Below are 21,924 nucleotides of genomic sequence, written 5' to 3' on the forward strand. Positions count from 1 at the left end.
ATACGCCGTAGTCTGTCTTGCGAATGTGCCGCGAGCGACCACCCTGCGCCGGCGGCACAAAGCAGCTTGACGAAGTTGCGCCGTCTCATGACCATCCCTCGCAGGTACCTACCGCATCGTGATTGGCATGTCGCCCATGCATCATAGCAGTTGATCGACAGATGGTAGAAATGGATCACTTACGTCGATTTGGCCGTGTTGGCACCACGTCTGGTCTGGCCTTGGCTGCTGACGTGCCGGTCGTCATCGCGATCTTCACCGTCGGGCCAGAACGGGACTCAGCACTGCGGCAAAAGAGAGAGGATTGACCTTCGCAGGTACGCCAGAGATCAGTTATTCGATTACCATATCGGCGACAGAAAGGAGCGTCGCAGGCACGTTCAGTGAGAGTGCTTTTGCGGTCTTCAGATTGATATAAAATTCAAATTTCGTGGGTTGATAGACCGGGATATCGCCGGGCTTGGTGCCGTTCAGAATGGCATGGATATCGCTCGCCATGCGCTTGTTTAATTCGACTAGGTCTGTTGAGTAACTCATCAGACCACCGGCCACGACAAAGTCTGTAAAGGGATAGATGGCAGGCAGCCCGGCGGCTTCGATCAGGTTCACGACCAAAGCATTTCTGACAACCGCATCGACATCCAGTGCGACCATGATGGCGTCCGCGCCCTCGTCCTTCGCCTTCGTGATCGCCTCGCGATAGATGGCTTCGCTACTTGGAAGACTAACGGGACACGCCACGAGCGCCATGCCTTGCGCGTCAGCGGCCTCCCGAGCCGCGGGCCAATAGTAGGTGAGTATTCCACTGTTTGCGAGGAAGGCAGGGCTTTTCAAGGTCGGAAATATCTCACGCAATAGCGCGAACCGCTTGCCGTGAATTGGCAGCTCGGGCTCGAACGTCACGCCGGTGAGATTGCCGCCCGGATGCGACAAGCTCTTGACCAATCCTTCCCGAACCGCATCGATCGTGAGCGCCACGATTGGTATCGTCCTGGTTGCCTGCTGGAATACCGCGGCTGCCCCAACGCAAAAGATAATATCGGGCTTGCTGTCGACAATTGCGGCGATAGTATTTTTCGATGTGACATCCGGCGTCTCTCTGCCATAGCGCTCAATTGTGATGCTCTTGCCCTCCACAAGTCCGAGACGCCGCATTTCGGCGAAGAGTGCGCGAATGTACCGGTTATAGCTGTTCTCGTACATCGAGGATAAGGATTCGTAAGCGCTGTACATGATCATCCTCGGGAGCGACGCTTTCGATTGCGCGCGTGCCATCAACGGTAACATTGCGCTGATCACTGTCGCAGCTATGAATTCCCGCCGTCGCATTTGCCCCTCCCTCCGAGGATCACAGGAGAGCGTAGCACTTTGTTTTGCGGGTGTACGCTGCTTTTGGAAGGACCGGTTTGGGTCAAAATGCGAAGAACTCAACGGGCACAAATCCGGTCCGCCTTGCCGTACCGAGCGGACCTCGACGAAGCGCTCGGCAACGTCGCTGACGGCCAACAGCAGGCTCAAATTGTCTGCAAGCCTTGCGGGCGGAGCTTATCAACCGACGCGGACCCAGGCGCCATTGGCCGCTGATGATTTCACCGCGGCGTCGATGAACTTCATGCCGGCAAGCCCGTCATGCACCGTCGGATAGATCACCGCCGGATCGGGTTCGATGCCGGCCGCGGCGGCGCGAATCGTGCGCGCGGCTTCGGCATAGATGGTCGCAAATCCTTCGAGATAGCCTTCGGGGTGACCTGAGGGGATGCGGCTGACGCGGGCCGCGTCCGGCAGCGCGCCGGCGCCCGCGCGGGTCAGCAGCTGCTTCGGCTGGCCGTAGGGCGTGAACCAGAGATAGTTCGGATCTGACTGCGCCCATTCGAGGCCGCCCTTGGTGCCGTGGACGCGCAGCTTCAAGCCGTTCTCATTGCCGACCGCGACCTGGCTCGCCCAAAGCATGCCCTTGGCACCACCCTTCCACCTCAGAAGGATCTGGACGTCGTCGTCGAGCAGCCGCCCCGGCACGAAGGTCGAGAGCTGGGCGAGCAGTTCGTCGAGCTGGAGCCCGCTGACGAAGCAGGCGAGATGATAGGCATGAGTCCCGATGTCGCCGATGCAGCCGCCGGCGCCGGAGCGGGCCGGATCGGTGCGCCATGCCGCCTGCTTCTGGCCCGTGGCCTCAAGCCGCTCCGTCAACCAGTCCTGGAGATATTCGGCCTGGACCAGCCTGATCTCGCCGAGATCACCTGATGCCACCATGGCGCGGGCCTGACGGATCATCGGATAGCCGGCATAATTATGCGTGACGACGAAGACCTTGCCGGTCTTTTGCACCAGCGCCGCCAGCTCCTCGGCTTCCGTGACGGTCGTGGTCAGCGGCTTGTCGCAGATCACGTGGATGCCGGCTGCGAGGAAGGCCTTTGCCACCGGGCCATGCATGTGATTGGGGGTGACGATCGAGACCGCCTCGATGCCATCAGGCCGGGCGGCTTCCGCTCTGGCCATCTCCTCAAAGCTGCCATAGGCGCGGTCCGCGGCGATCCCGAGCTCCTTTGCCGAAGCTTTGGCGCGACCAGGCTCAGATGAAAGTGCACCGGCCACGAGCTCGAACTGGTCATCGATCCTGAAAGCAATGCGATGCACCGAACCGATGAAAGCCCCCTGCCCGCCGCCGACCATGCCGAGCCGGATACGGCGGTGACCCCCGGTCTCGTTGCCTGCCTCGATTGCCATCTGTTGCCTCGCTTTCAGGAGATGCCGAGCACCTTGCGGACCATCGCGACGTCGGTGCCGGCGCCGGCGAAATCGTCGAAGGCCGTTTCGGTGACGCGGATGATATGGTTTTTGATGAACTCGGCGCCTTCGCGCGCACCGTCCTCGGGATGCTTCAACGCGCATTCCCATTCGAGCACCGCCCAGCTGTCGTAATCATACTGCGTCAGCTTCGAGAACACCGCACCGAAATCGATCTGCCCGTCACCCGGCGAACGGAAGCGGCCGGCCCGGTTCACCCAGCTCTGGAAGCCGCCATAGACGCCCTGCCGGCCGGTCGGGTTGAACTCGGCGTCCTTGACGTGAAAGGCCTTGATGCGGTCGTGGTAGATATCGATGTAGTCGAGATAGTCGAGCTGCTGCAACACGAAGTGCGAGGGATCGTAGAGCAGGTTGGCGCGGCGATGGTTGTTCACCCTTTCGAGGAACATCTCATAGGAGACGCCGTCGTGCAGATCTTCGCCGGGGTGAATCTCGTAGGCGATATCGACGCCATGCGCGTCGGCATGGTCGAGGATCGGCCGCCATCGCCTGGCGAGCTCGTCGAAGGCCTCCTCGACGAGGCCGGGCGGACGTTGCGGCCACGGATAAATATAGGGCCAGGCGAGTGCGCCTGAGAAAGTCGCGTGCGCGTTAAGCCCGAGGCGCTTCGAGGCGCGGATCGCCGACTTGACCTGGTCGATGGCCCATTCGGTGCGCGCTTTCGGATTGCCGCGCACTTCAGGCACGGCGAAGCCGTCGAACACGGCGTCGTAGGCCGGATGAACGGCGACAAGCTGGCCCTGGAGATGGGTCGAAAGCTCCGTGATCGCGAGACCGTGACGGGCAGCGACACCCTTCACCTCGTCGGCGTAATCCTGCGAGTCCGTCGCCTTCTTCAGATCGAACAGCCGCCCATCCCAGCTCGGGATCTGGACGCCGATATAGCCGAGCGAGGCGGCCCATTTGCAGATCGAATCGAAGGAATTGAACGGCGCCGTGTCGGATGCGAACTGGGCGAGGAAAATTGCCGGTCCCTTGATCATCTTCATCGCATGATTCCTTCTTGCTTGTTTCGCGTGGCGGCCTCAGCAACGATACGGCGAGGCCGCCACCCCTGTCGGGCCTCAGAACGTCTCCGCCGCCCACAGCGCCAGGGCGTCGGTCTCGGACATGGCGGCGGGCCGATCGACGCGCGAATGTATGGCGATCTCGCCGCCCTCGACACCCGCCTTCAGGGTGGCATGCATCACCTCGAGCGCATGGCTTGCCAGCGCGCCGGAGGCGCGATGCGGCGTGCCATGCAACACCGCGCTTGCGAGGTCAGCGACACCGAGGCAGCGGTAATTGGCCTGGCTCGGCATGTGATCGGGCCAGTTCGGCGAGCGCCAATTCGGCTTGCCGAACGCGCGGTCATCGGCTGCGAGCGAAATCCAGTCGCTGCCCTTCTCGGTATATTGCACCACGCCTCCGAAGAAGTTCGGATCCGGCACGCGGAGCGATCCCTCGGTGCCATACAGCTCGATCGGTGCATGTCCGTGCTTCCACACATCCCAGCTCATGGTGAAGACGATGTCGGCGCCTGTCTCGAAGTGAAGAAGCGCCATCACCGTCGTCGGGGTCTCCACCGTAATCGACTTGCCGTTCATCGGTCCCTTCGAGGAGACGAGCCGCGCGGCGAAGCCGGAACTCGCGCGTCCCTGTACATGCGTCACCGATCCCAACAGATTGATCAGGGCCGCCAGGTAATAAGGCCCCATGTCGAGGATGGGTCCGCCGCCAGGCTTGAAAAAGAAGGTGGGATCCGGGTGCCAGTGCTCCATCCCGTGCGACATCAGAAAGCAGGTGCCGTAGAGCACCTTGCCGATCCTGCCGGCATCGACGAGCTCGCGCGCGGTCCGGCCGCCGCCACCGAGGAACGTGTCGGGCGCGCAGCCGAGCTTGAGGCCGCGCTGCGCCGCTTCGGCGACCAGCGCGGCTGCATCGGCGGCCTCGACCGTGATCGGCTTCTCGCCGAACACATGCTTGCCGGCGGTCAGCGCGGCGTGGCTGACCGCGAAATGCGCGTTGGGGGTGGTGAGATTGACGACGATCTGGATGTCGGGACGCGCCAGCAGCGCCTCGATCGTCAAGGCCTCGATGCCGAACAGCCCGGCCTGGTCGCGCGCGATCTCGGGGCGCAGGTCGGCGCAGGCGACCAGCCTGAGATCGCGGAAGTTCGGCATGTTCCGCAGGTAGATCGTCGAGATGTTGCCGCATCCGATGACGCCGACGCCGAGCTTGCTCATGTCACGCATTCCTTCAGTTCCAAGCGGCCACGGTCTCGCGCGCCCGGCGCGCGAAGCGGGCGACGTCGTTCGGCTTGTCATGTTCGGCGACGAACAGCGACACGTTCGCTTCCTTCATCGCGGCCAGCAACGCCGCCCAGTCCATGGTGCCGTGGCCGGGATCGGCCCAGCCGTCCTCGTCCAGGCATTGCCCTGAAGGTGCGAGGTCCTTGATGTGGCAGGCGACCAGGCGCCGCGCGTGCTTCTTGATTTCGGCGACCGGATCGCCGTTGCCGCGCACGATCCAGGCGAGATCCGCCTCCCAGACCAGCTCGGGTGCCTCCTCGAACAGGCATTCGAGATAGGTCAGCCCGCTCGCGCTGCGGCCATATTCCCAATGGTGGTTGTGCCAGCCGAAGCGCAGCCCCTCGCCTGTCACCGCCTTGCCGATCGCGGCCAGCTCGCGCCCGATGCCACGCCACTCCGTCTCGCCGCCCTCGCGTTCGCCGGGTGGCGGCGCCGGGGCAAAGATCGTATCGATCCCCAATCCCTTGCAGAGCTTCGCGGTGCCGGCGGCGTCGGCGCGCAGCCGGTCGAGTCCGACATGCGCGCTCGGCGCGGTCATGCCGTACTGCTGGAGCAGCCGCTTCAACGTATTGGGATCGTTGAACAGCGCCCCCCAGGGCTCGACCATCCTGTAGCCGAGGCCGGCAAGCAGTTTGAACTGCGCCTCGAGCGGTTCGATCGAACGGGCGGAATAGAGCTGGAAGGACAGGAGGTCTATCGGCGTGGTCATGCTGGAGTCTCGTGCGAGGTGGGTTGCGGAGTTAAAGACGCTGTCCGCTCTGGTCGTCGAACAGCGAGAAAGCTTCGGCTGGAAACCGCAAGGCAAGGCTATCGCCCGCACCCGCCTTTGCATCGGCATCGGCGCGGAAGGAGAACGCGGTCCCGTCGGCAAGGCGGCACCAGATCAGCGCGTCGGCGCCCATCGGTTCCACCATCTCGACACGTGCCGTCACGGCGGAGGGATGCTCGGAGCCGACGATCTCGATGTGCTCGGGGCGGATACCGAGGACGGCCGGAGCATCCGATGGCGGGATGCGGAACGCGTAGCCGTTCAGGTCGAACCTGACGTCACCGGCGATGAACACCGGGGCGCCATCACGGAGGATCCGGCCGCGCAGGAAATTCATCGCGGGCGAGCCGACGAAGGAGGCCACGAAGCGGTTGGCCGGCTCGCGATAGATCTTCTTCGGCGTGTCGAGCTGCTGGATGACGCCGCCCTGCATGACGGCGATACGGTCGGCAAGGGTGAGCGCCTCGATCTGGTCGTGCGTCACGTAGATCATGGTGGCGCCGAGGCGCGCGTGCAGGCGCTTGATCTCGACCCTGAGCTCGGCACGCAATTGGGCGTCGAGATTGGAGAGCGGCTCGTCGAACAGATAGACACCGGCATGACGCACCAGCGCGCGGCCGATCGCGACGCGCTGGCGCTGCCCGCCGGAGAGTTCGGACGGACGGCGGTCGAGCAGCTCGGTCAGCCGCAGCATCTTTGCGGCCTCGCCGACTCGGCTGTCGATCTCGTCCTGCGGCGTGCGCGCGACTTTCAGCCCGAAGGACAGGTTCTTGCGCACGCTCATGCGCGGATAGAGCGCGTAGCTCTGGAACACCATGGCGATGCCGCGATCCTTCGGCTCGGCCCAGGTCACGTCGCGATCGCCGATCCGGATCTGGCCGCCCTTGACCTCGATCAGTCCGGCGATGGCGTTCAGCAGGGTCGACTTGCCGCAGCCGGAGGGGCCGAGCAGCACGAGGAATTCGGAGGCGTCGACATGAAGGTCGAGGTTTTCCAGAACCTTCAAGCCGCCAAAGCCGATCTGTAGCTTCATGATATCGACGTTGGAGCGTTCCATGTTGCCTCAGCCCTTCACAGCGCCCGCGGCGATGCCGCGAACGAACCAGCGGCCGGAGCCGAAATAGATCACGAGCGGCAGCAGTGCGGTCAGAAGCGTGGCCGCCATGTCGACATTGTAGGCGCGCTCGCCCTGCGTCGAGTTGACGATGTTGTTGAGCTGCACGGTCATCGGCAGATTGTCGCGGCCGGCGAACACCAGGCCGAGGATGAAATCGTTCCAGATGCCGGTGGTCTGCAGGATCACCGCGACGACGATCATCGGCGTCGCCATCGGCATCATGATGCGGGCATAGATCTGGTAGAAGCCGGCGCCGTCGATGCGCGCGGCCTTGAACAATTCGACCGGCAGCGAGGCGAAGTAGTTGCGGAACAGCAGCGTCATGGTCGGAAGCCCGAAGATCGTGTGAATGGTCACGATGGTGGCAAGCGACTGGCCGAGCCCGGTGAAGGAGAACACCCGCACCAGCGGGTAGATGAACACCTGGTAGGGGATGAAGGCGACGATCATCATCGCGCCGAACAGGATGTTCGCGCCGCGCACGCGCCACAGCGACAGCGCGTAGCCGGTCAACGATCCCACCACGATCGAGATCACCACCGACGGCAGCAATATTCGCAGCGAATTGAAGAAGCCGACCCTGATGCCCTCGCAGGTGAGGCCGGTGCAGGCCGACGTCCAGGCCTTGCCCCATGCCGCGAGGCTCGGTGAGGCCGGGAGCGCGAGCAGATGGCCCTGCCGGATCTCCGCCATCGGCTTCAAGGACGTGACGATCATGACGTAAAGCGGCAGCAGGAAATACAATGCCGTGATCAGGATGAACACATAGAGGCCCCAGCGCGCCGGGCTGATGCGCCTTGACCTCAGTCCCGGCCTGACCGCGCCAAGAGTGATCGCGCTCATCGCACCTCTCCCTTGCGCGCGCGCCAATAGAGATAGGGCGCGACGACCGCGATCACGGTCACCAGCATGGTGGTGGCGGCCGCGGCCGCAAGACCGATATTGGCCCGCTCGAACAGATGGTCCATGACGAACTTGGCGGGCACTTCGGACGCGATGCCGGGGCCGCCATTGGTCATCGACACCGAGAGGTCGTAGAGGCGCACGACGGCGGTCGAGAGCAGCACAGCCGCAGTCGCGAAGCTGGCGCCCATCATCGGGATGATGATGGAGATGTAGACCCGCCATTTCGGCAGGCCATCAACCCGCGCCGCCTTCCAGATTTCATCGTCGATGCCGCGAAGACCCGCCAGCATGATCGCCATCACGAGGCCCGAGGCCTGCCAGACGCCGGCGATCACCAGGCAGTAGATCGCGGTCTCCGGCCGCACGATCCAGTCGAAGCTTGCACCCGCGAAGCCCCAGCTGCGCAGCACATACTGGACGCCGAGCGTCGGGTTCAGCAGCCACTGCCACACCAGCCCGGTGACCACGAAGGACATCGAATAGGGATAGAGGTAGATCGAGCGGATGGTGTCCTCGGCTCGCACCCGTTGGTCGATCGCGACCGCCAGCAGGAACCCTATCAGCAGCGCCAGCGAGACGAACAGCACGCCGTAGATGACGATGTTGTGGACCGAGGTGAGCCAGCGATCGTTGCTGAACAGCAGTTGATATTGCCGGAAGCCTATGAAGTTGTTGTTCGGCAGCATCCGCGAATTGGTCAGCGACATCCACGCCGTCCAGCTCGTGGCACCGATATAGACGACGAGCATCACCATCAGCGCCGGCAGGAGCGCCGAGATCACGGATAATCGGGAGGTCAGCGAAAGACGCATCGTGTCGCCGGGTTGGAGAGGGATCGACGGATCAGGAGAGGCGGCCGACCATTCGCCGGCCGCCCCTTGCGATGCTCACTCTGCGGATTTCAGCACCGCAGCAACCTTGGCGGAGAATTCGTCGGCGCTCATATTGGTGTTCCAATATTGCGAGATGGCATCCTGCAGCGCGCCGGTCAGAGCGGGCGGCGCCAACATGTCGCCGGACGGCATTTGTTGGGCCTTGTCGGCGACATAGCGCATGCCCTTCTGGGCGCAAGCGTCCAGGGCTGACGCATCGACATCGCTCCGCACCGGGATCGAGCCCTTCTTCAGCGCGAACTGAATCTGCGTCTCCGGCGTCAGCATCAATTTCGCCAAGGTCATCTGCGCCTTGGTGGTGGCGGGGTCCTTCGCTTTCGGGAAGACGAACACATCGCCGCCCATCACATAGCCGCCGCTGCCATTGGACAGCACGGTGCAGCCATAATCCTTGTCGGGGACCTTGCCGGCGGCGACGAACTCGCCCTTGGCCCAGTCGCCCATGATCTGCATCGCGGCCTTGCCCTGGATGACCATGTTGGTCGCGTCATTCCAGTTGCGGCCGGGCGCGCCGGGATCGACATAGTCCTTCAGCTTCTTGTAGGTGACGGCGACCGTCTTGAACTCGGGGCTCTGCGCCAGCGCCGCGTCGCGCTTGCCGAGGATGCCGGTCCACATCTGCGCGCCGCCGACGCCGATCATGACCGCGTTGAACAGATTCTGCTCCCAGTTCTTCTGGCCCGAGAAGGCCAGCGGGATCACCTTGCCGTCGGCCTTGAGCTTGTCGAGAACGACGAGCGCGTCATTCCAGCTCTTCGGCTCGTCGGCGCCGACGGAGGCGAGCACGGCCTTGTTGTACCAGAGCCAGTTCTGACCGTGGATGTTGATCGGCACCGCAAACATCTTGCCGTTGCGGGTCGCCGCGGCAATGATCGCGGCGGGCATCACGCCTTTCCAATTGCCGTCGGCTGCGACCGCATCGACGTCGGCGAGCAAATCGCCTTCCACCAATTCGTCGAACTGCTTGCCGGTGTTGAGTTGCATGGCGGTCGGCGGATTGCCGGAAACGGTGCGGGTGATCGCTGCGTTTCGTGCGTTCGCCGCGCCGGCGACTGCGCTATCGATCCAGGTGCCGCCCGCCTTGGTGAACTGGTCGGCAAACACCTTCACGGCGGCGGCCTCACCGCCGGAGGTCCACCAGTGGATCACCTCCGCCTTCATTTCCTGGGCGTTGGCCGGCAATGAGACAAGCGCCGTCGTGGCGACGGCCACCGCGGCAAGCAGCGTGCGCTTCATGACTTCCCTCCCGTGTAAGCCCGTTTGCGGGCAGATGACCCTTTACAGGCTCATGTAATCGATTACATAGGATCGTATCACAACCGTAGGAATTTGCAAGCGCGGCGAGGGCCGCCCGGATCTGGATCAGCAGATGAGCAAGCGCCCCAAGGAGAGCCGTCAGCCGCCCGCGAAGATCGCCGACGTTGCGCGGCTTGCCGGCGTGTCGGTCGCGACCGTGAGCCGGACGCTGGCGCGGCCCGAAGTGGTGAGCGAGGAAACGCGCAACCGCGTGCTCGCCGCGGTCCGCGACACCTCCTATACGCCGAACATCTCGGCAAGGAATCTGCGCGTCCGCAAGACCATGGTGGTGCTTGTGGCAGTGCCCAACATCGCCAACCCGTTCTTCGCAGAGATCCTGCAGGGCATCGACGATACGCTGTCAGCCGCCGGTTACGGTCTCGTCATTGCCAATCTGGCCGGCCCGCCCGAGAAGGAGGCGCGCTATGTCGACCTGGTCTGTGCCGGCCAAGCCGACGGCGTGCTGCTGCTGTGCGGTCACGTGATCCGCAGTCGCGACCGCGACTTGCGCGACGCGCACGTGCCGCTGGTGGGGGCCTGCGAATATATTCCCGGCGCGAGCTTCCCGCAGGTTTGCATCGACAATGTCGGCGCCGCACGCGAGGCGGTGCGGCATCTGATCAAGCTCGGGCATACCAGCATCGCCTATCTGTCGGGACCGCAATCGACCATCCTGGAACGACAGCGCCTCGAAGGTTACAAGCAGGCCCTGAAAGAGGCCGGCATTGCTGCAGCGGGCGGCTTGATCATATCAGGCGATTTCACCTTTCGAACCGGTGTCGAGGCCGGCCGGGCGCTGCTTGCGCTCAGCCCGGAGGTCCGTCCGACCGCATTGTTTGCCGCCAATGACGAGATGGCGATCGGCCTGATCAAGACCGTGCAGTCGGGGGGACTGCGGATCCCGCACGATCTCTCCGTCGTCGGCTTTGACGGCATTCCCTATGGGGATTATTGCGAGCCGACCTTGACCACCATTGTGCAGCCGCGTCGGGAACTCGGCGCCAGCGCGGCCGCCGAGCTGATTGCACTGATGACGACGGAGAAGTCCGCGGTGCGCAAGGATATCGAGCTTGCCGCCACATTGATATTGCGCGACAGCACGTGTCCACCATCGGCCCGCAACAGAAAATGACGGCGCGTCCCTGTTCCTGCCGGGAACTCGAACAAAGCGCTCGCTATCCCGCGGATAACAGCGCACAGTCTTATCGCCATCGAGCGGCTCTTGGCATCTATCGGTGATGTGAACGCATGTCGCGCTCCCGCTCAACCCCCACAGCGGAGCATGAGCATGTCAACTCAACGATTCCCGGAGCGATCGAACACATTCGAATATCGCCTGGCGCAAGAGGCGATCAGTTTACGCCAGCAGGCCAAGGAAATGCCCCTTGGTGTCCGCCGCACCGAGCTCTTGCAAAAAGCGCGGCAGCTTGACGTCGCCGGCGAAGTCAACAAGTGGCTGACGTCGCCTGGACTTCAGGCACCGTCCTGACGGGGCGCAGGTCGCAAAGGTGCCCGCGGAGGATCGTCGGGCTCATGGAGGGAGAATGATCAGAAAAGACGCGAAGGCCCGCCATCTGCGGGACGCCAACAATGCTTTCAAGCCGACCGGCGAAGCCAAGCCAATGACCGACTACGCAAAAGCGGAGCGAACCTTTCAAGAAAATCGCGAGCGCCTGAAGGCGGAGCGTCTGGCGAGGGAAGGCCGTGCAAAAGAGTCTTCCAAATAGCTTCTAGAGCATCGAGAGGACGACGACCCCGTCTTCGAGCTCCCCGGAAGCAAGGCGCGCCCGCGCGATCCGCTCGAACTCGGTGCGATATTTGTGAAGATAGCTGAAGGCCTGCTTCTCGGTCTGGAACGTCGTCGTAAGTCTGCATATCTGCCGCGCTGCGCCGTGCGCGAGCGTGAAGGTGATGGTTCCACCGCCGTCCGACTTCACTCTGGGCACGATCAGCACTCCGGCTTGGGACGATCCTTGAGACGATTACTGACCTGGGTTATCGCGGCGACTTCCTTGCACGCTTCTTCAGCGCCGGTGCTGGCAAAGCTGCTGCAATAACGGCGTCAGCGGCTTCCTTGGCTTGGCGCAACTCGCGCAGTCGCGCCATGTTCTTGCGAACCTCGACACCCTGCCGTTCGACATCCGCGATCGCCCGTGCGCCCTCTTCGGCCGCCAGACGTTGGCGATGAGAGCGCGCAACTGCTTCAGGCGACGGTACAGCCGATTTCCTGGCGTTCATCCTTCACCCTGTCGTGCAATGGGCAAAACCCGCTCAATCCGGGGATCGAGCGGGCATCACAGCCGTTTCAGTACATCCGTGAAACGGCGCAGCGAGATCAGGCCAGCGAGAGATTCTCTGCGCTGACTTTGCCCCGCATCTTGTCGGTCTTGGCCTCGAAATTGACCTTCTGGCCCTCACCGAGGCCCGCAAGGCCGGCGCGTTCGACCGCACTGATGTGAACGAACACATCGTTGCTGCCATCGTCCGGCTGAATGAATCCGAAGCCCTTTTGGCCGTTAAACCACTTCACTGTACCTGTCGTCATGCTCTTCTCCAAAGCGCGCAAGCGCGTGCCGCGCGACAATCACGCGGTCGTTTCAACTTCGTCGATGTCTTTGGAAAAGGAGCCCGCAGGCGCGATCAACAAGGCACAGCGGCTAATCGAATGACGCAAATATACACGACATCTGCGCTTTTGCAAGGAATACGGCCAATTTGTTTTCAAAGCGGCGGTTTTGACGCTGTTCGGGCGCCATTCCAGACGGAACGCCGGCACGCGCAAAGGCCTTTATCGATTGACTTGGCCGCGCGGGGGTGGTCACGTCGTCGCCACTGAACCGCATCGCCGTAACACGCAAACCTGCGCGTTCGAGGCCGGCGAAGACATCAGCGGTCGCCCTCATTCTCCAATTCGTCACCGGTCTCCTGCGCAATCGGCTGCGTGCAGGATCATTCCATCTTGCAGCCCAGCGAGGAGTTTCAATGCAGGTTCTTGTCCGCGACAACAATGTCGACCAGGCGCTTCGTGTCCTGAAGAAGAAGATGCAACGGGAAGGCGTCTTCCGCGAAATGAAGCAGCGGCGCGCTTACGAGAAGCCTTCGGAGAGAAAGACGCGCGAGAAATCCGAAGCCATCAGGCGGGCCCGCAAGCTCGCCCGCAAGCAGGCCATCAGGGAAGGCTTGTTGCCGGCGCCTCCGAAGAAGAAGCTCCCCGAACGCAAGGCACCTCTTCCACAGACGTCGGCGTCCGCGAGCCAGGCTCCGATTTCCCCAAGGTGAGAAGCGACAGCTTCACTGTCCCTATCAGCTTCGCATTGAACCTGGCGGCGCCCTCGCCGATCAGGAACCGCCTGCGAATGCTGGTGTTGAAGCAGGGCCACATCAGAGGGTGATGCGGTGATGCGCTATTATTTCGACATCAGGGACAGCACCGGGCTCTATCCCGACGAGGAAGGGCTGGAGTTTCCAACTCAGCGCGAAGCTGAAGTAGAAGCAGCCGAGACGCTGGCAGGACTGGCGCGCGATCTCGCGAGCCTGGATGAACGGGAAGACGTTGCGGTCGAGGTGCGCACCGACAGCGGGAGCTTGTTTCAGGCGGCGTTCATCTTCAGCAGCAACAGAACGACGCAATAGAGCTGGCGGAACTTCAATCGCAGTTCAGGTGACCAGGCCCAGCGAGCAAGCGCAGCACTTCGCAGACGTCCTGGCGAAAGCCAGGACGACGATGTGGAGGTGGGCAGCCCTACCCAGCTGCGGCCTTCACTGGGGCGACAGTGATCGCGAGCTTGCCGTAGCGGTCCGTGAAGGCTTCAGTATCGATCTCTTCGAGCTGGATCTCGCCGCTCATCACGCTGCTCTTCCAGGCGGCCTGGGCCGGATCGTTTTGAAACTCCGGCATCACTTCGCGGCCGAACAGCTCGAGCGATTCGCAGATGTGCTCGTGGCTGTTCTTGCCGGCCTGATTGAGCAGGATGACCTGGTCGATATGCGAGGACTGGAAGCGCTTCAGCTTTCGCCTGATGGTCTCGGGTGAGCCGATCAGGCCGCCGCGCAGCGCGGCCTCCTGCGCCTCCGGATTGTCGCGCTTCCACTTGTTATATTCGTCCCACATGTTCACCGTGTACGGCGCCGGACGTTGGCGGTTCTGCGCGGCACCGTAGAAACGCAGCGCGAACTGGAAGAAGGTGGCGCCGTCGGCGCGGGCACGCGCCTCCTCATCCGTCCTGGCGCACATGAAGAACGACACCAGCGCCATGTTCGGGTTGATCTCGTAGTCGGCGAGCTTGTGCAGCCGTTTCGTCATGGCGTTGTAGTAAGCGTGCACCCAGGCATGCGCAGCATCGGCACTGACGAACTGGAAGCCGAGCGCGCCAAAGCCGTGGCGGCCGGCGCGCTCGATGGTCGGCAGCTGCGAGCAGGCCATCCACAGCGGCGGGTGCGGCTTCTGCACCGGCTTCGGCACGACGTTGCGCAAGGGGATGTCGAAATATTTGCCGTGATGCTCCGAGCCTGCGTCCTTGAACATCGGGAAGATCGCAGCGACCGCCTCCTCGAACACCTCCTTCTTGGTCTCCATGTCGCGGCCGAACGGCGTCAGCTCGGTGATCGAGGCGCTCTCGCCCATGCCAAACTCGCAGCGGCCGTTGGAGAGCAGGTCGAGCACCGCGACACGCTCGGCGACGCGCGCCGGATGGTTGGTGGTGAGCTGGAGAATACCGTGGCCGAGGCGGATGTTTTTGGTGCGCTGGCTCGCGGCGGCAAGAAACGATTCCGGTGAAGGCGAGTGCGAATATTCCTCGAGGAAGTGATGCTCGACCACCCAGGCATGGTCGTAGCCGAGACGGTCGGCGAGTTCCATCTGCGAGAGCGCGTTCTGGTAAAGGGCGAGCTCGTCGCCGGCCACCCAGGGCCGCGGCAGTTGCAGCTCATAGAAGATGCCGAACTTCATGACGCCTCTCCCAGTTTTCTTGCCCGCTTGTTCTTGTTGCGGGCATCTTAATGCGTGAGGCGGCGCTGTCTACGCAGTCGCAATTCCGCCTTGCGGGAGAACGCGCCTCATTGCGCGGCGGCCATTCAGCACCGCGCCGACGAAGGTGAAGCGCACCATCAGATGATAGCTCGCAAGCATCAGCGGAATCGCAACGACGAGAATGATTGCGAACTTGACCAAAGCGGGCCAGTCGCGCTGCGACAGCGCGACCTGCAACGCCATCACGATCGGCAGGTGGATCAGATAGAGCCAGTAGGAGGCATCGGCGAGATAGCGCCATGTCGGACTGAAGCCGGACATGAAACGGAGCGCAAGCCCGAGCGCTGCGAAGGTCGTTATCCAGATCGCGGGCGCATAGAGGATGGCGGAGGCAAGCCGGAGCGTGGCGAAGCTATATGGCAGTTTCGGCGCACCCGGGGCAGACAGCATCACGCCGGACAAGACGAAGCCGATCATGATCAGACAGAGCGCAGCCAAGAGATGCGCAAGCCAGCGCCGCTCGAGGATCCGCAGCAGATCAATCTGCCGATGCAGCAGCCAGCCGGCGCCAAAGGCGGTGCCGAAACCGATCCAGGCCTTCGCATTGGTGACGAGCGATTGATCCGGCGTCCTCACCCCCATCACATTGACCCATCTTGGGTCGAGGCAGAAGGCGATGCCGATCGGGATCGCCAGCACCAGCGGCGCCAGCGGATTGCGGATGATCCGCGCAAAGAGGCGGTCGATGACCGTTCGCAGCGAGCCCGACGCGTCGAGCCAGACGATCGCGCCGCGCAGCAGCAGCGTGGCGGCATAGAGCTGCAGCAACACATAGAGAAACCAGAGATGGGTCAGGCGGAAATTCGGCAAGGGCGGCAGCCAGCTGGACGCCCATTGGATCGAACCGCCATTCGGAAAATTTCCGGCCCAGCTGATCACCAGGGCGTTCGGCACGAACAGCAGCGGCCAGCCGATCACGAGCGGCAGCGCGATCCGCTGCAGCCGGTCCTTGACAAAGTCGAAGGCGCCGCGGCGATGGAAGCTCATGCGGGCGAAGAAGCCGGCCATCAGGAAGAACGTCGTCATCCGGAAGACATGGATGGCGAAAGACAGCAGGCTCAGGATCAGGCTTGGATGCGTGTCCTGGATGACCCAGAACCGGGGCGAGGACGGCACGAACGACAATGTCGCGTGCAGGACGATGCCAAGCAGCAGCGCGATGCCCCTTAGGGCATCGAGGGCGTGAAGACGTTCGGATGCGGGAGTGACTGCGCTCGAATGGGACATGGACGGGCTCTCGGTGGCTGACTTTCTGCCGCACAATCTGTCCCATCAGGGCGCGTGCCTCTCGCCCGATCCAAAAATCGGCTAGCCGATTTCTCGTAGCGGCTCGCCGATGTCAGGCAAAACCGGCCGGCTCAGCGCCTCGCGCCGGAATTCGGTCGGCGTGAGCCCGGTCTCCGCCTTGAAGGCGCGGTTGAAAGGTCCGATCGACTGGAAGCCTGCATCCATGGCGATGGTCAGCACCGGGACCTCACGTTGCGTGACGTCGGAGAGCGCCAGTTTGGCGTCATCGATACGATAATGGTTGAGGTACGCATTGAAGTTCCGATAGCCCAGACCCTCGTTGATGGCCTGGCGCAACCGATGCTCGGGAACCTCGAGCCGTGCCGCCAGCGCCCCGATCGCAAGACCTTCCTGCCGGTAGGTCCGCTCCACGCTCATGAGCTGGTCGAGGCGCCGAAGCAGGATCGGGTCGACCACAACCCGAGCCGTCGCAGCACGATCGGCGCCGCGCACATCGCCGGATGCGATGGCCGCCGTGGCGTCGTTGACGGGCACGGCCGGCGTCGTGGCGAGAGTGGCCACTGCCGCCATCATCGCCACCACAAACAGGACGAGCGCGATCGGAAGGCTGCCGGGCGCGCCGGGAACAGCGACGGGAATCGCGGCGAAGCCGGCGCCGACGAACACAGTGATGAGCCCGACATTGATCGCCAGTATCGCCAGCCGCAGCCGGCGGCGCCGCGCCACCAGATCGGCACGCCAGGTCTTGACTGTCTGCACCGCGGCCGCGAGCGCCAGCGCCAGATTGATCAAGGCCAGGCCCCGGCCGCCGGCCCTGGCCAAAGCGGGCGCGTAAGCCCAGCCCAGTGTGAGCACGAAGCCGAAGGCCACGATGCCCAGCAACACGGCGCCATGCCATCGCCTCAGCACGAAATCGTCGTCGAACGCTGCACGTGCCCACAGCCAGAACAGGGCCGGTTGGCCTGACAGGATCGGCAACACCCACCACCATGACGATTTGGGAAAGAACGGGGCGGTCGCGATGGCGTAGAACGCGCCGCCGGCGGACATGGCCATGCCCAGCAAGGCCTGCTGGCTGGCGGCACGACGCTGCAGCGCCACGAGAATGATCAACAGGAACACGCCGCTGGCCGCGCCGCGAAGCCCGAGATCGATGGCCGTGAGCCCCATTACACCCCTGCCGTCTCCATCAGAGATTCAATCTTCGCATCGCCTTCGCGCCTGCACAATCCAAAATTGCGCTTGCGGTCGTAGCGCCTGCAGTTTTGGCGACCGCGACATAGCAACTTGAACGGTTGATCCAGATCAACGCGTCAACCGGCCTGCTGCATCAAAAAGGCAGCAAGGCAACGGCCCGGATGCCGTCCCGATTCCCCTGACATCCCGAAGAGACCGAATATGTCGGCCCCTGACGAGGCGACCTCGCGCGCGCGCCGTAAGCGCATGGAAATCTTTGCGTTCCTGTTCCTGACCGCGATCGTGATGCCCGTGCTCGCGGTCGGAACGGTCGGCTCCTACGGCTTGGGCGTCTGGATCTACCAGATGTTCGCCGGACCGCCGGGCCCACCAAGTTCGCCGCATTGATCCCGAGAATCGAAAGACAGGCATCATGGCTCACGCCAAACTCAACCGCCGTGCATTGATCACCGGCCGGGTGCTCAGCACCGCCGTCATCTCCCCTCCGGGCTGCGAGATCGCCAGCATTCTGGTGCAAGCGCGTCCCGAGCGCCTCACTGACGTCGAAGCCGAGATCGCGAGGCTTCCCGGCTGCGAGATCCACGGGCGCGATGTGAGAGGCAAGCTCGTCGTCGTGACCGAAGCACCCGACGCCGGCAGCCTCGGCACCTTGCTCAACACCATCCAGTCGCTGCGCGATGTCTATTCCGCGGCGCTGGTCTTTCACGCCATCGAAACCTGAGGGACGAGAGAGCCATCATGACATCGCCAAAGCTCGACCGCCGCCAGGTGCTGAAGCTGGAAGCCGCCGCCATCGCGGCCGCCGCTGCCGGCATGCCGGCGCCCGCGCTCGCCGCCAATCTCGTCACTGAGCGCGATTCATCGGAACTGAAATGGGACAAGGCGGCCTGCCGCTTCTGCGGCACCGGCTGCTCGGTGATGGTCGCGACCAAGGACAACCGTGTCGTCGCCACCCATGGCGACATCAAGGCCGAGGTCAATCGCGGCCTCAACTGCGTCAAGGGCTACTTCCTCTCCAAGATCATGTACGGCCATGACCGCCTGACGCAGCCGATGCTGCGCAAGACTGATGGCAAGTACGACAAGAATGGCGAGTTCACGCCTGTCACCTGGACCGAAGCCTTCGACATCATGGAGGTGAAGTGGAAGGAGGCGATCAAGAAGCGCGGGCCGAACGGCGTCGCCATGTTCGGCTCCGGCCAATGGACAATCTGGGAAGGCTATGCGGCGTCAAAGCTGTTCAAGGCCGGCTTCCGCACCAACAACATCGATCCCAATGCGCGGCACTGCATGGCCTCCGCCGTCGCCGGCATGATGCGCACCTTCGGCATCGACGAGCCGGCCGGTTGCTATGACGACATCGAGGCCACCGATGCCTTCGTGCTGTGGGGCTCCAACATGGCGGAGATGCACCCGATCCTGTGGACGCGCGTGGCCGACCGACGGCTCTCGGCGCCGCATGTCCGCGTCGCCGTGCTCTCGACCTTCGAGCACCGCTCGTTCGACCTTGCCGACATCGGCATGGTGTTCAAGCCGCAGACCGATCTCTATTTGCTCAACGCCATCGCCAACCACATCATCAAGACGGGCCGGGTCAACAAGGATTTTGTCGCAGCGCATACCGTGTTCAGGCGCGGGCAGACCGATATCGGCTACGGATTGCGGCCCGAGCATCCGCTGCAGAAGAGGGCGACGGGCGCGGCGAAAGCCAACGACTCTACCGATATGAGCTACGACGAATTTGTAAAATTCGTCTCGGACTACACGCTGGAGAAAGCGGCGCAGATGTCGGGCGTACCGCTCAATCGCCTCGAGGCGCTCGCCGAGCTCTATGCCGATCCGAAGACGAAAGTGGTCTCGTTCTGGACCATGGGTTTCAACCAGCACACCCGCGGCGTCTGGTGCAACAACCTCGTCTACAACATCCATCTGTTGACCGGAAAGATCTCCGCGCCCGGCAACAGCCCGTTCTCGTTGACCGGTCAGCCTTCGGCCTGCGGCACCGCGCGCGAGGTCGGCACCTTCTCGCATCGCCTGCCCGCCGACATGATCGTGACCAACAAGGAGCATCGCGATCACGCCGAGCATCTCTGGCTGCTGCCCGAGGGCACCATTCCCGACAAGCCCGGCGCGCACGCCGTGCTGCAGAGCCGGATGCTGAGGGACGGCCTGATCAACGCCTATTGGGTGCAGGTCAACAACAATCTGCAAGCGGGTCCGAACGCCAACGAAGAGACCTATCCCGGCTTCCGCAACCCCGATAATTTCATCGTGGTCTCGGACGCCTATCCGAGCGTGACGGCGCTCGCCGCCGATCTGATCCTGCCGACCGCGATGTGGGTGGAGAAGGAAGGCGCCTACGGCAATGCCGAGCGGCGCACGCAATTCTGGCACCAGCTCGTCCAGGCGCCGGGCGAAGCCAGGTCCGATCTGTGGCAGCTCATGGAGTTTTCAAAACGCTTCAAGATCGAGGAGGTCTGGCCCGAGGAGCTGATTGCCAAGAAGCCGGAGCTTCGCGGCAAGACGCTGTTCGACGTGCTCTATCGCAACGGCCAGGTCGACAAATTTCCCATGACTGAGATCGAGCAGGGCTATCACAACGAGGAGTCGAAGGCGTTCGGCTTCTACGTGCAGAAGGGACTGTTCGAGGAGTACGCCTCATTCGGCCGCGGCCATGGTCACGACCTCGCGCCGTTCGACGCCTATCATCGCGAACGCGGCCTGCGTTGGCCCGTCGTCAACGGCCAGGAGACGAAATGGCGTTTCCGCGAGGGCAGCGACCCCTACGTCAAGCAGGGCACGGACGTGCAGTTCTACGGCTACCCCGATGGCAAGGCCCGCATCTTCGCACTGCCTTACGAGCCGCCGGCGGAATCGCCCGACAACGACTATCCGTTCTGGCTCTCGACCGGCCGCGTGCTGGAGCATTGGCATTCCGGCACCATGACGCGCCGCGTGCCCGAGCTCTACAAGGCTTTTCCGGAAGCCGTCTGCTTCATGCATCCGGATGACGCGCAAGACATGAAGCTGCGCCGCGGCGACGAAGTGAAGCTCGTCTCGCGCCGCGGCTTCATCCGCGCCCGGGTCGAGACGCGCGGCCGCGACCGGCCGCCGCGCGGTCTCGTGTTCGTGCCCTGGTTCGACGAGTCCAAGCTGATCAACAAGGTGACGCTGGACGCCACCGATCCGATCTCGCTGCAAACCGACTACAAGAAATGCGCCGTGCGCATCGAGCGGGTGAACGTGTCATGATGAAACGATGTGGCATCGCCCTGCTCGCCTGCGCGATCGCCGCCGGCGCCAGCTCGCTGACCGCGCAGACCGTGAATTCGGGCCTGCGCGGCCCGACCCCGCTGAATGATGAAGGCCCGGCGCCGCCGATGCTACCGAACCGCAACACGTCCGAGCGGGAATCGCGCAACTATCCGGAGCAGCCGCCGGTCATTCCGCACACGATCGATGGCTACCAGATCGACCTCAACGGCAACAAATGCCTGTCCTGCCACGCGCGGGCGCGCACGGCGGAATCGCAGGCCCCGATGGTCTCGATCACGCACTTCATGGACCGTGACGGCCAGTTCCTGGCCTCGATATCGCCGCGGCGCTTCTTCTGCACCGAATGTCACGTGCCGCAGAACACGGCGACGCCGCCGGTCAGCAACGACTTCACCGACATCGACACTTTGCTGTCGCGTGCAAGCCCCGGTGGCCGGCGATGACGACGACCGCTGATGAATCCAAAGCCAAGCGCGGCTTCATCGCGCGCGCGTGGGATTTCGCGCTCGAGCTGTGGGGCGTGCTGACGCGGCCGAGCACGGTATTCGCCCTCGGCACGCTGGTGCTGGCGGGCTTTGCCGCCGGCGTGATCTTCTGGGGCGGCTTCAACACCGCGCTGGAGATAACCAACACCGAGAAATTCTGCACCGGCTGCCACGAGATGAAGGACAACGTCTTCGCCGAGCTGAAGTCGACCATCCATTTCACCAATCGCTCCGGCGTGCGCGCGACCTGCCCGGATTGCCATGTGCCGCACAACTGGACCGACAAGATCGCGCGCAAGATGCAGGCCTCCAAGGAAGTATGGGGCAAGATCTTTGGCACGATCGACACCAGGGAGAAGTTCCTGGACCACCGGCTCGAGCTCGCCGCGCATGAATGGGCGCGCTTCAAGGCCAACGATTCCCTGGAATGCCGCAACTGCCACAGCGCTGATTCCATGGACATCACCAAACAGTCGCCCCGGGCCGCCGTGGCGCATCAGCGCTTCCTGTTCACCCGCGAGAAAACCTGCATCGACTGCCACAAGGGTATCGCCCACCATCTGCCCGACATGCGCGGCGTGCCGGGGTGGCAGTAGGCGGGTCTGAGCAAGC

The 21,924-nt window shown here is 63.3% G+C and carries 26 protein-coding genes; 10 read left to right on the forward strand and 16 right to left on the reverse strand.

Annotated features, from left to right (window positions below):
• Positions 1-333: 333 nt before the first annotated feature.
• The 9 genes from XH98_RS13695 to XH98_RS13735 all read right to left on the reverse strand — a co-directional run bounded on the left by XH98_RS13695 (position 334) and on the right by XH98_RS13735 (position 10,017).
• On the reverse strand, positions 334-1,233 hold the full coding sequence (locus XH98_RS13695) for an ABC transporter substrate-binding protein (protein ID WP_271618894.1): 900 nt from the start codon (positions 1,231-1,233) through the stop codon (positions 334-336).
• 315 nt (positions 1,234-1,548) lie between these two features.
• Positions 1,549-2,724: a Gfo/Idh/MocA family protein gene (locus XH98_RS13700; RefSeq protein ID WP_271618895.1), complete on the reverse strand. Its 1,176-nt coding sequence runs from the start codon at positions 2,722-2,724 to the stop codon at positions 1,549-1,551.
• 14 nt (positions 2,725-2,738) lie between these two features.
• Complete coding sequence (locus tag XH98_RS13705; RefSeq protein WP_271618896.1) at positions 2,739-3,794, reverse strand: sugar phosphate isomerase/epimerase family protein; 1,056 nt, start codon at positions 3,792-3,794, stop codon at positions 2,739-2,741.
• A 75-nt stretch (positions 3,795-3,869) separates the two neighbouring features.
• Complete coding sequence (locus XH98_RS13710; protein WP_271618897.1) at positions 3,870-5,030, reverse strand: Gfo/Idh/MocA family protein; 1,161 nt, start codon at positions 5,028-5,030, stop codon at positions 3,870-3,872.
• Positions 5,031-5,043: 13 nt separating this feature from the next.
• Positions 5,044-5,805, reverse strand: coding sequence for a sugar phosphate isomerase/epimerase family protein (locus XH98_RS13715; RefSeq protein ID WP_271597515.1), 762 nt, complete (start codon positions 5,803-5,805; stop codon positions 5,044-5,046).
• 31 nt (positions 5,806-5,836) lie between these two features.
• Positions 5,837-6,922 carry an ABC transporter ATP-binding protein gene (locus tag XH98_RS13720; RefSeq protein ID WP_271597514.1) on the reverse strand — a complete coding sequence of 362 codons (1,086 nt, stop codon included), beginning with the start codon at positions 6,920-6,922 and terminating at the stop codon, positions 5,837-5,839.
• A gap of 6 nt (positions 6,923-6,928) precedes the next feature.
• On the reverse strand, positions 6,929-7,825 hold the full coding sequence (locus tag XH98_RS13725; RefSeq protein ID WP_271597513.1) for a carbohydrate ABC transporter permease: 897 nt from the start codon (positions 7,823-7,825) through the stop codon (positions 6,929-6,931).
• Complete coding sequence (locus XH98_RS13730; protein ID WP_271597512.1) at positions 7,822-8,700, reverse strand: carbohydrate ABC transporter permease; 879 nt, start codon at positions 8,698-8,700, stop codon at positions 7,822-7,824. The genes XH98_RS13725 and XH98_RS13730 overlap by 4 nt, the downstream gene beginning before the upstream one ends.
• 75 nt (positions 8,701-8,775) lie before the next feature.
• Positions 8,776-10,017, reverse strand: coding sequence for an ABC transporter substrate-binding protein (locus tag XH98_RS13735; RefSeq protein WP_271597511.1), 1,242 nt, complete (start codon positions 10,015-10,017; stop codon positions 8,776-8,778).
• A 133-nt stretch (positions 10,018-10,150) separates the two neighbouring features.
• Here XH98_RS13735 and XH98_RS13740 point away from each other — a divergent pair, with 133 nt between their 5' ends.
• The 3 genes from XH98_RS13740 (at position 10,151) to XH98_RS13750 (ending at position 11,804) form a co-directional block, all read left to right on the forward strand.
• Positions 10,151-11,209 carry a LacI family DNA-binding transcriptional regulator gene (locus XH98_RS13740; RefSeq protein ID WP_271618898.1) on the forward strand — a complete coding sequence of 353 codons (1,059 nt, stop codon included), beginning with the start codon at positions 10,151-10,153 and terminating at the stop codon, positions 11,207-11,209.
• A gap of 156 nt (positions 11,210-11,365) precedes the next feature.
• Complete coding sequence (locus tag XH98_RS13745) at positions 11,366-11,566, forward strand: hypothetical protein (RefSeq protein ID WP_271597509.1); 201 nt, start codon at positions 11,366-11,368, stop codon at positions 11,564-11,566.
• 55 nt (positions 11,567-11,621) lie between these two features.
• Positions 11,622-11,804: a hypothetical protein gene (locus XH98_RS13750; protein WP_271597508.1), complete on the forward strand. Its 183-nt coding sequence runs from the start codon at positions 11,622-11,624 to the stop codon at positions 11,802-11,804.
• Between the two features lie 3 nt (positions 11,805-11,807).
• On the opposite strand, the gene XH98_RS13755 is transcribed toward XH98_RS13750, so the two are convergent.
• From XH98_RS13755 to XH98_RS13770, 4 genes are all read right to left on the reverse strand, one after another.
• Entirely contained in the window at positions 11,808-12,032 is a 225-nt protein-coding gene (locus XH98_RS13755) for a hypothetical protein (protein ID WP_271597507.1), read from the reverse strand.
• Between the two features lie 40 nt (positions 12,033-12,072).
• Positions 12,073-12,315 carry a transcriptional regulator gene (locus XH98_RS13760; protein WP_271618899.1) on the reverse strand — a complete coding sequence of 81 codons (243 nt, stop codon included), beginning with the start codon at positions 12,313-12,315 and terminating at the stop codon, positions 12,073-12,075.
• A 97-nt stretch (positions 12,316-12,412) separates the two neighbouring features.
• Positions 12,413-12,622, reverse strand: a complete 210-nt coding sequence (locus XH98_RS13765) for a cold-shock protein (protein ID WP_057757404.1) — start codon at positions 12,620-12,622, stop codon at positions 12,413-12,415.
• A gap of 112 nt (positions 12,623-12,734) precedes the next feature.
• On the reverse strand, positions 12,735-12,980 hold the full coding sequence (locus tag XH98_RS13770; protein ID WP_271597505.1) for a hypothetical protein: 246 nt from the start codon (positions 12,978-12,980) through the stop codon (positions 12,735-12,737).
• A 79-nt stretch (positions 12,981-13,059) separates the two neighbouring features.
• On the opposite strand from XH98_RS13770, the gene rpsU reads away from it, so the two are divergent.
• Both rpsU and XH98_RS13780 read left to right on the forward strand, forming a co-directional pair.
• Positions 13,060-13,356, forward strand: a complete 297-nt coding sequence (gene rpsU, locus XH98_RS13775) for a 30S ribosomal protein S21 (RefSeq protein WP_271597504.1) — start codon at positions 13,060-13,062, stop codon at positions 13,354-13,356.
• Positions 13,357-13,476: 120 nt separating this feature from the next.
• Positions 13,477-13,710: a DUF6894 family protein gene (locus XH98_RS13780; RefSeq protein WP_439408193.1), complete on the forward strand. Its 234-nt coding sequence runs from the start codon at positions 13,477-13,479 to the stop codon at positions 13,708-13,710.
• A gap of 109 nt (positions 13,711-13,819) precedes the next feature.
• Here the strand turns inward: XH98_RS13780 and XH98_RS13785 are convergent, their stop codons facing one another.
• The 3 genes from XH98_RS13785 to XH98_RS13795 form a co-directional block, all read right to left on the reverse strand.
• Positions 13,820-15,025 carry an LLM class flavin-dependent oxidoreductase gene (locus XH98_RS13785; protein ID WP_057757397.1) on the reverse strand — a complete coding sequence of 402 codons (1,206 nt, stop codon included), beginning with the start codon at positions 15,023-15,025 and terminating at the stop codon, positions 13,820-13,822.
• A 69-nt stretch (positions 15,026-15,094) separates the two neighbouring features.
• On the reverse strand, positions 15,095-16,333 hold the full coding sequence (locus tag XH98_RS13790; RefSeq protein WP_271618900.1) for an acyltransferase family protein: 1,239 nt from the start codon (positions 16,331-16,333) through the stop codon (positions 15,095-15,097).
• 81 nt (positions 16,334-16,414) lie between these two features.
• Positions 16,415-17,524: an AraC family transcriptional regulator gene (locus tag XH98_RS13795; protein ID WP_271597501.1), complete on the reverse strand. Its 1,110-nt coding sequence runs from the start codon at positions 17,522-17,524 to the stop codon at positions 16,415-16,417.
• Positions 17,525-17,752: 228 nt separating this feature from the next.
• On the opposite strand from XH98_RS13795, the gene napE reads away from it, so the two are divergent.
• The 5 genes from napE to XH98_RS13820 are packed head-to-tail and all read left to right on the forward strand — an operon-like array spanning position 17,753 to position 21,908.
• A complete protein-coding gene (napE, locus tag XH98_RS13800; protein WP_271597500.1) occupies positions 17,753-17,938 on the forward strand; it encodes a periplasmic nitrate reductase, NapE protein in 186 nt (61 codons plus the stop codon).
• Positions 17,939-17,963: 25 nt separating this feature from the next.
• Positions 17,964-18,272 (forward strand): chaperone NapD, encoded by a 309-nt coding sequence (locus XH98_RS13805; protein ID WP_271597499.1) that lies wholly within the window; start codon positions 17,964-17,966, stop codon positions 18,270-18,272.
• Positions 18,273-18,289: 17 nt separating this feature from the next.
• Positions 18,290-20,803 carry a nitrate reductase catalytic subunit NapA gene (napA, locus tag XH98_RS13810; protein ID WP_271618901.1) on the forward strand — a complete coding sequence of 838 codons (2,514 nt, stop codon included), beginning with the start codon at positions 18,290-18,292 and terminating at the stop codon, positions 20,801-20,803.
• Positions 20,800-21,270, forward strand: a complete 471-nt coding sequence (locus XH98_RS13815; protein ID WP_271597497.1) for a nitrate reductase cytochrome c-type subunit — start codon at positions 20,800-20,802, stop codon at positions 21,268-21,270. The genes napA and XH98_RS13815 overlap by 4 nt, the downstream gene beginning before the upstream one ends.
• Complete coding sequence (locus XH98_RS13820; protein WP_271597496.1) at positions 21,267-21,908, forward strand: NapC/NirT family cytochrome c; 642 nt, start codon at positions 21,267-21,269, stop codon at positions 21,906-21,908. Before XH98_RS13815 ends, XH98_RS13820 begins: the two co-directional genes overlap by 4 nt.
• Positions 21,909-21,924: the final 16 nt, after the last annotated feature.

The organism is Bradyrhizobium sp. CCBAU 51745 (assembly GCF_028128715.1).
Classification (GTDB): Bacteria; Pseudomonadota; Alphaproteobacteria; order Rhizobiales; family Xanthobacteraceae; genus Bradyrhizobium; species Bradyrhizobium manausense.

Bases quoted from the DNA above. Each gene is read 5' to 3' on its own strand.
- XH98_RS13695 (WP_271618894.1), bottom strand. From the start codon at position 1,233: ATGTACAGCGCTTACGAATCCTTATCCTCGATGTACGAGAACAGCTAT.
- XH98_RS13700 (WP_271618895.1), bottom strand. From the start codon at position 2,724: ATGGCAATCGAGGCAGGCAACGAGACCGGGGGTCACCGCCGTATCCGG.
- XH98_RS13705 (WP_271618896.1), bottom strand. From the start codon at position 3,794: ATGAAGATGATCAAGGGACCGGCAATTTTCCTCGCCCAGTTCGCATCC.
- XH98_RS13710 (WP_271618897.1), bottom strand. From the start codon at position 5,030: ATGAGCAAGCTCGGCGTCGGCGTCATCGGATGCGGCAACATCTCGACG.
- XH98_RS13715 (WP_271597515.1), bottom strand. From the start codon at position 5,805: ATGACCACGCCGATAGACCTCCTGTCCTTCCAGCTCTATTCCGCCCGT.
- XH98_RS13720 (WP_271597514.1), bottom strand. From the start codon at position 6,922: ATGGAACGCTCCAACGTCGATATCATGAAGCTACAGATCGGCTTTGGC.
- XH98_RS13725 (WP_271597513.1), bottom strand. From the start codon at position 7,825: ATGAGCGCGATCACTCTTGGCGCGGTCAGGCCGGGACTGAGGTCAAGG.
- XH98_RS13730 (WP_271597512.1), bottom strand. From the start codon at position 8,700: ATGCGTCTTTCGCTGACCTCCCGATTATCCGTGATCTCGGCGCTCCTG.
- XH98_RS13735 (WP_271597511.1), bottom strand. From the start codon at position 10,017: ATGAAGCGCACGCTGCTTGCCGCGGTGGCCGTCGCCACGACGGCGCTT.
- XH98_RS13740 (WP_271618898.1), top strand. From the start codon at position 10,151: ATGAGCAAGCGCCCCAAGGAGAGCCGTCAGCCGCCCGCGAAGATCGCC.
- XH98_RS13745 (WP_271597509.1), top strand. From the start codon at position 11,366: ATGTCAACTCAACGATTCCCGGAGCGATCGAACACATTCGAATATCGC.
- XH98_RS13750 (WP_271597508.1), top strand. From the start codon at position 11,622: ATGATCAGAAAAGACGCGAAGGCCCGCCATCTGCGGGACGCCAACAAT.
- XH98_RS13760 (WP_271618899.1), bottom strand. From the start codon at position 12,315: ATGAACGCCAGGAAATCGGCTGTACCGTCGCCTGAAGCAGTTGCGCGC.
- XH98_RS13765 (WP_057757404.1), bottom strand. From the start codon at position 12,622: ATGACGACAGGTACAGTGAAGTGGTTTAACGGCCAAAAGGGCTTCGGA.
- XH98_RS13770 (WP_271597505.1), bottom strand. From the start codon at position 12,980: ATGAGGGCGACCGCTGATGTCTTCGCCGGCCTCGAACGCGCAGGTTTG.
- rpsU (WP_271597504.1), top strand. From the start codon at position 13,060: ATGCAGGTTCTTGTCCGCGACAACAATGTCGACCAGGCGCTTCGTGTC.
- XH98_RS13780 (WP_439408193.1), top strand. From the start codon at position 13,477: ATGCGCTATTATTTCGACATCAGGGACAGCACCGGGCTCTATCCCGAC.
- XH98_RS13785 (WP_057757397.1), bottom strand. From the start codon at position 15,025: ATGAAGTTCGGCATCTTCTATGAGCTGCAACTGCCGCGGCCCTGGGTG.
- XH98_RS13790 (WP_271618900.1), bottom strand. From the start codon at position 16,333: ATGTCCCATTCGAGCGCAGTCACTCCCGCATCCGAACGTCTTCACGCC.
- XH98_RS13795 (WP_271597501.1), bottom strand. From the start codon at position 17,524: ATGGGGCTCACGGCCATCGATCTCGGGCTTCGCGGCGCGGCCAGCGGC.
- napE (WP_271597500.1), top strand. From the start codon at position 17,753: ATGTCGGCCCCTGACGAGGCGACCTCGCGCGCGCGCCGTAAGCGCATG.
- XH98_RS13805 (WP_271597499.1), top strand. From the start codon at position 17,964: ATGGCTCACGCCAAACTCAACCGCCGTGCATTGATCACCGGCCGGGTG.
- napA (WP_271618901.1), top strand. From the start codon at position 18,290: ATGACATCGCCAAAGCTCGACCGCCGCCAGGTGCTGAAGCTGGAAGCC.
- XH98_RS13815 (WP_271597497.1), top strand. From the start codon at position 20,800: ATGATGAAACGATGTGGCATCGCCCTGCTCGCCTGCGCGATCGCCGCC.
- XH98_RS13820 (WP_271597496.1), top strand. From the start codon at position 21,267: ATGACGACGACCGCTGATGAATCCAAAGCCAAGCGCGGCTTCATCGCG.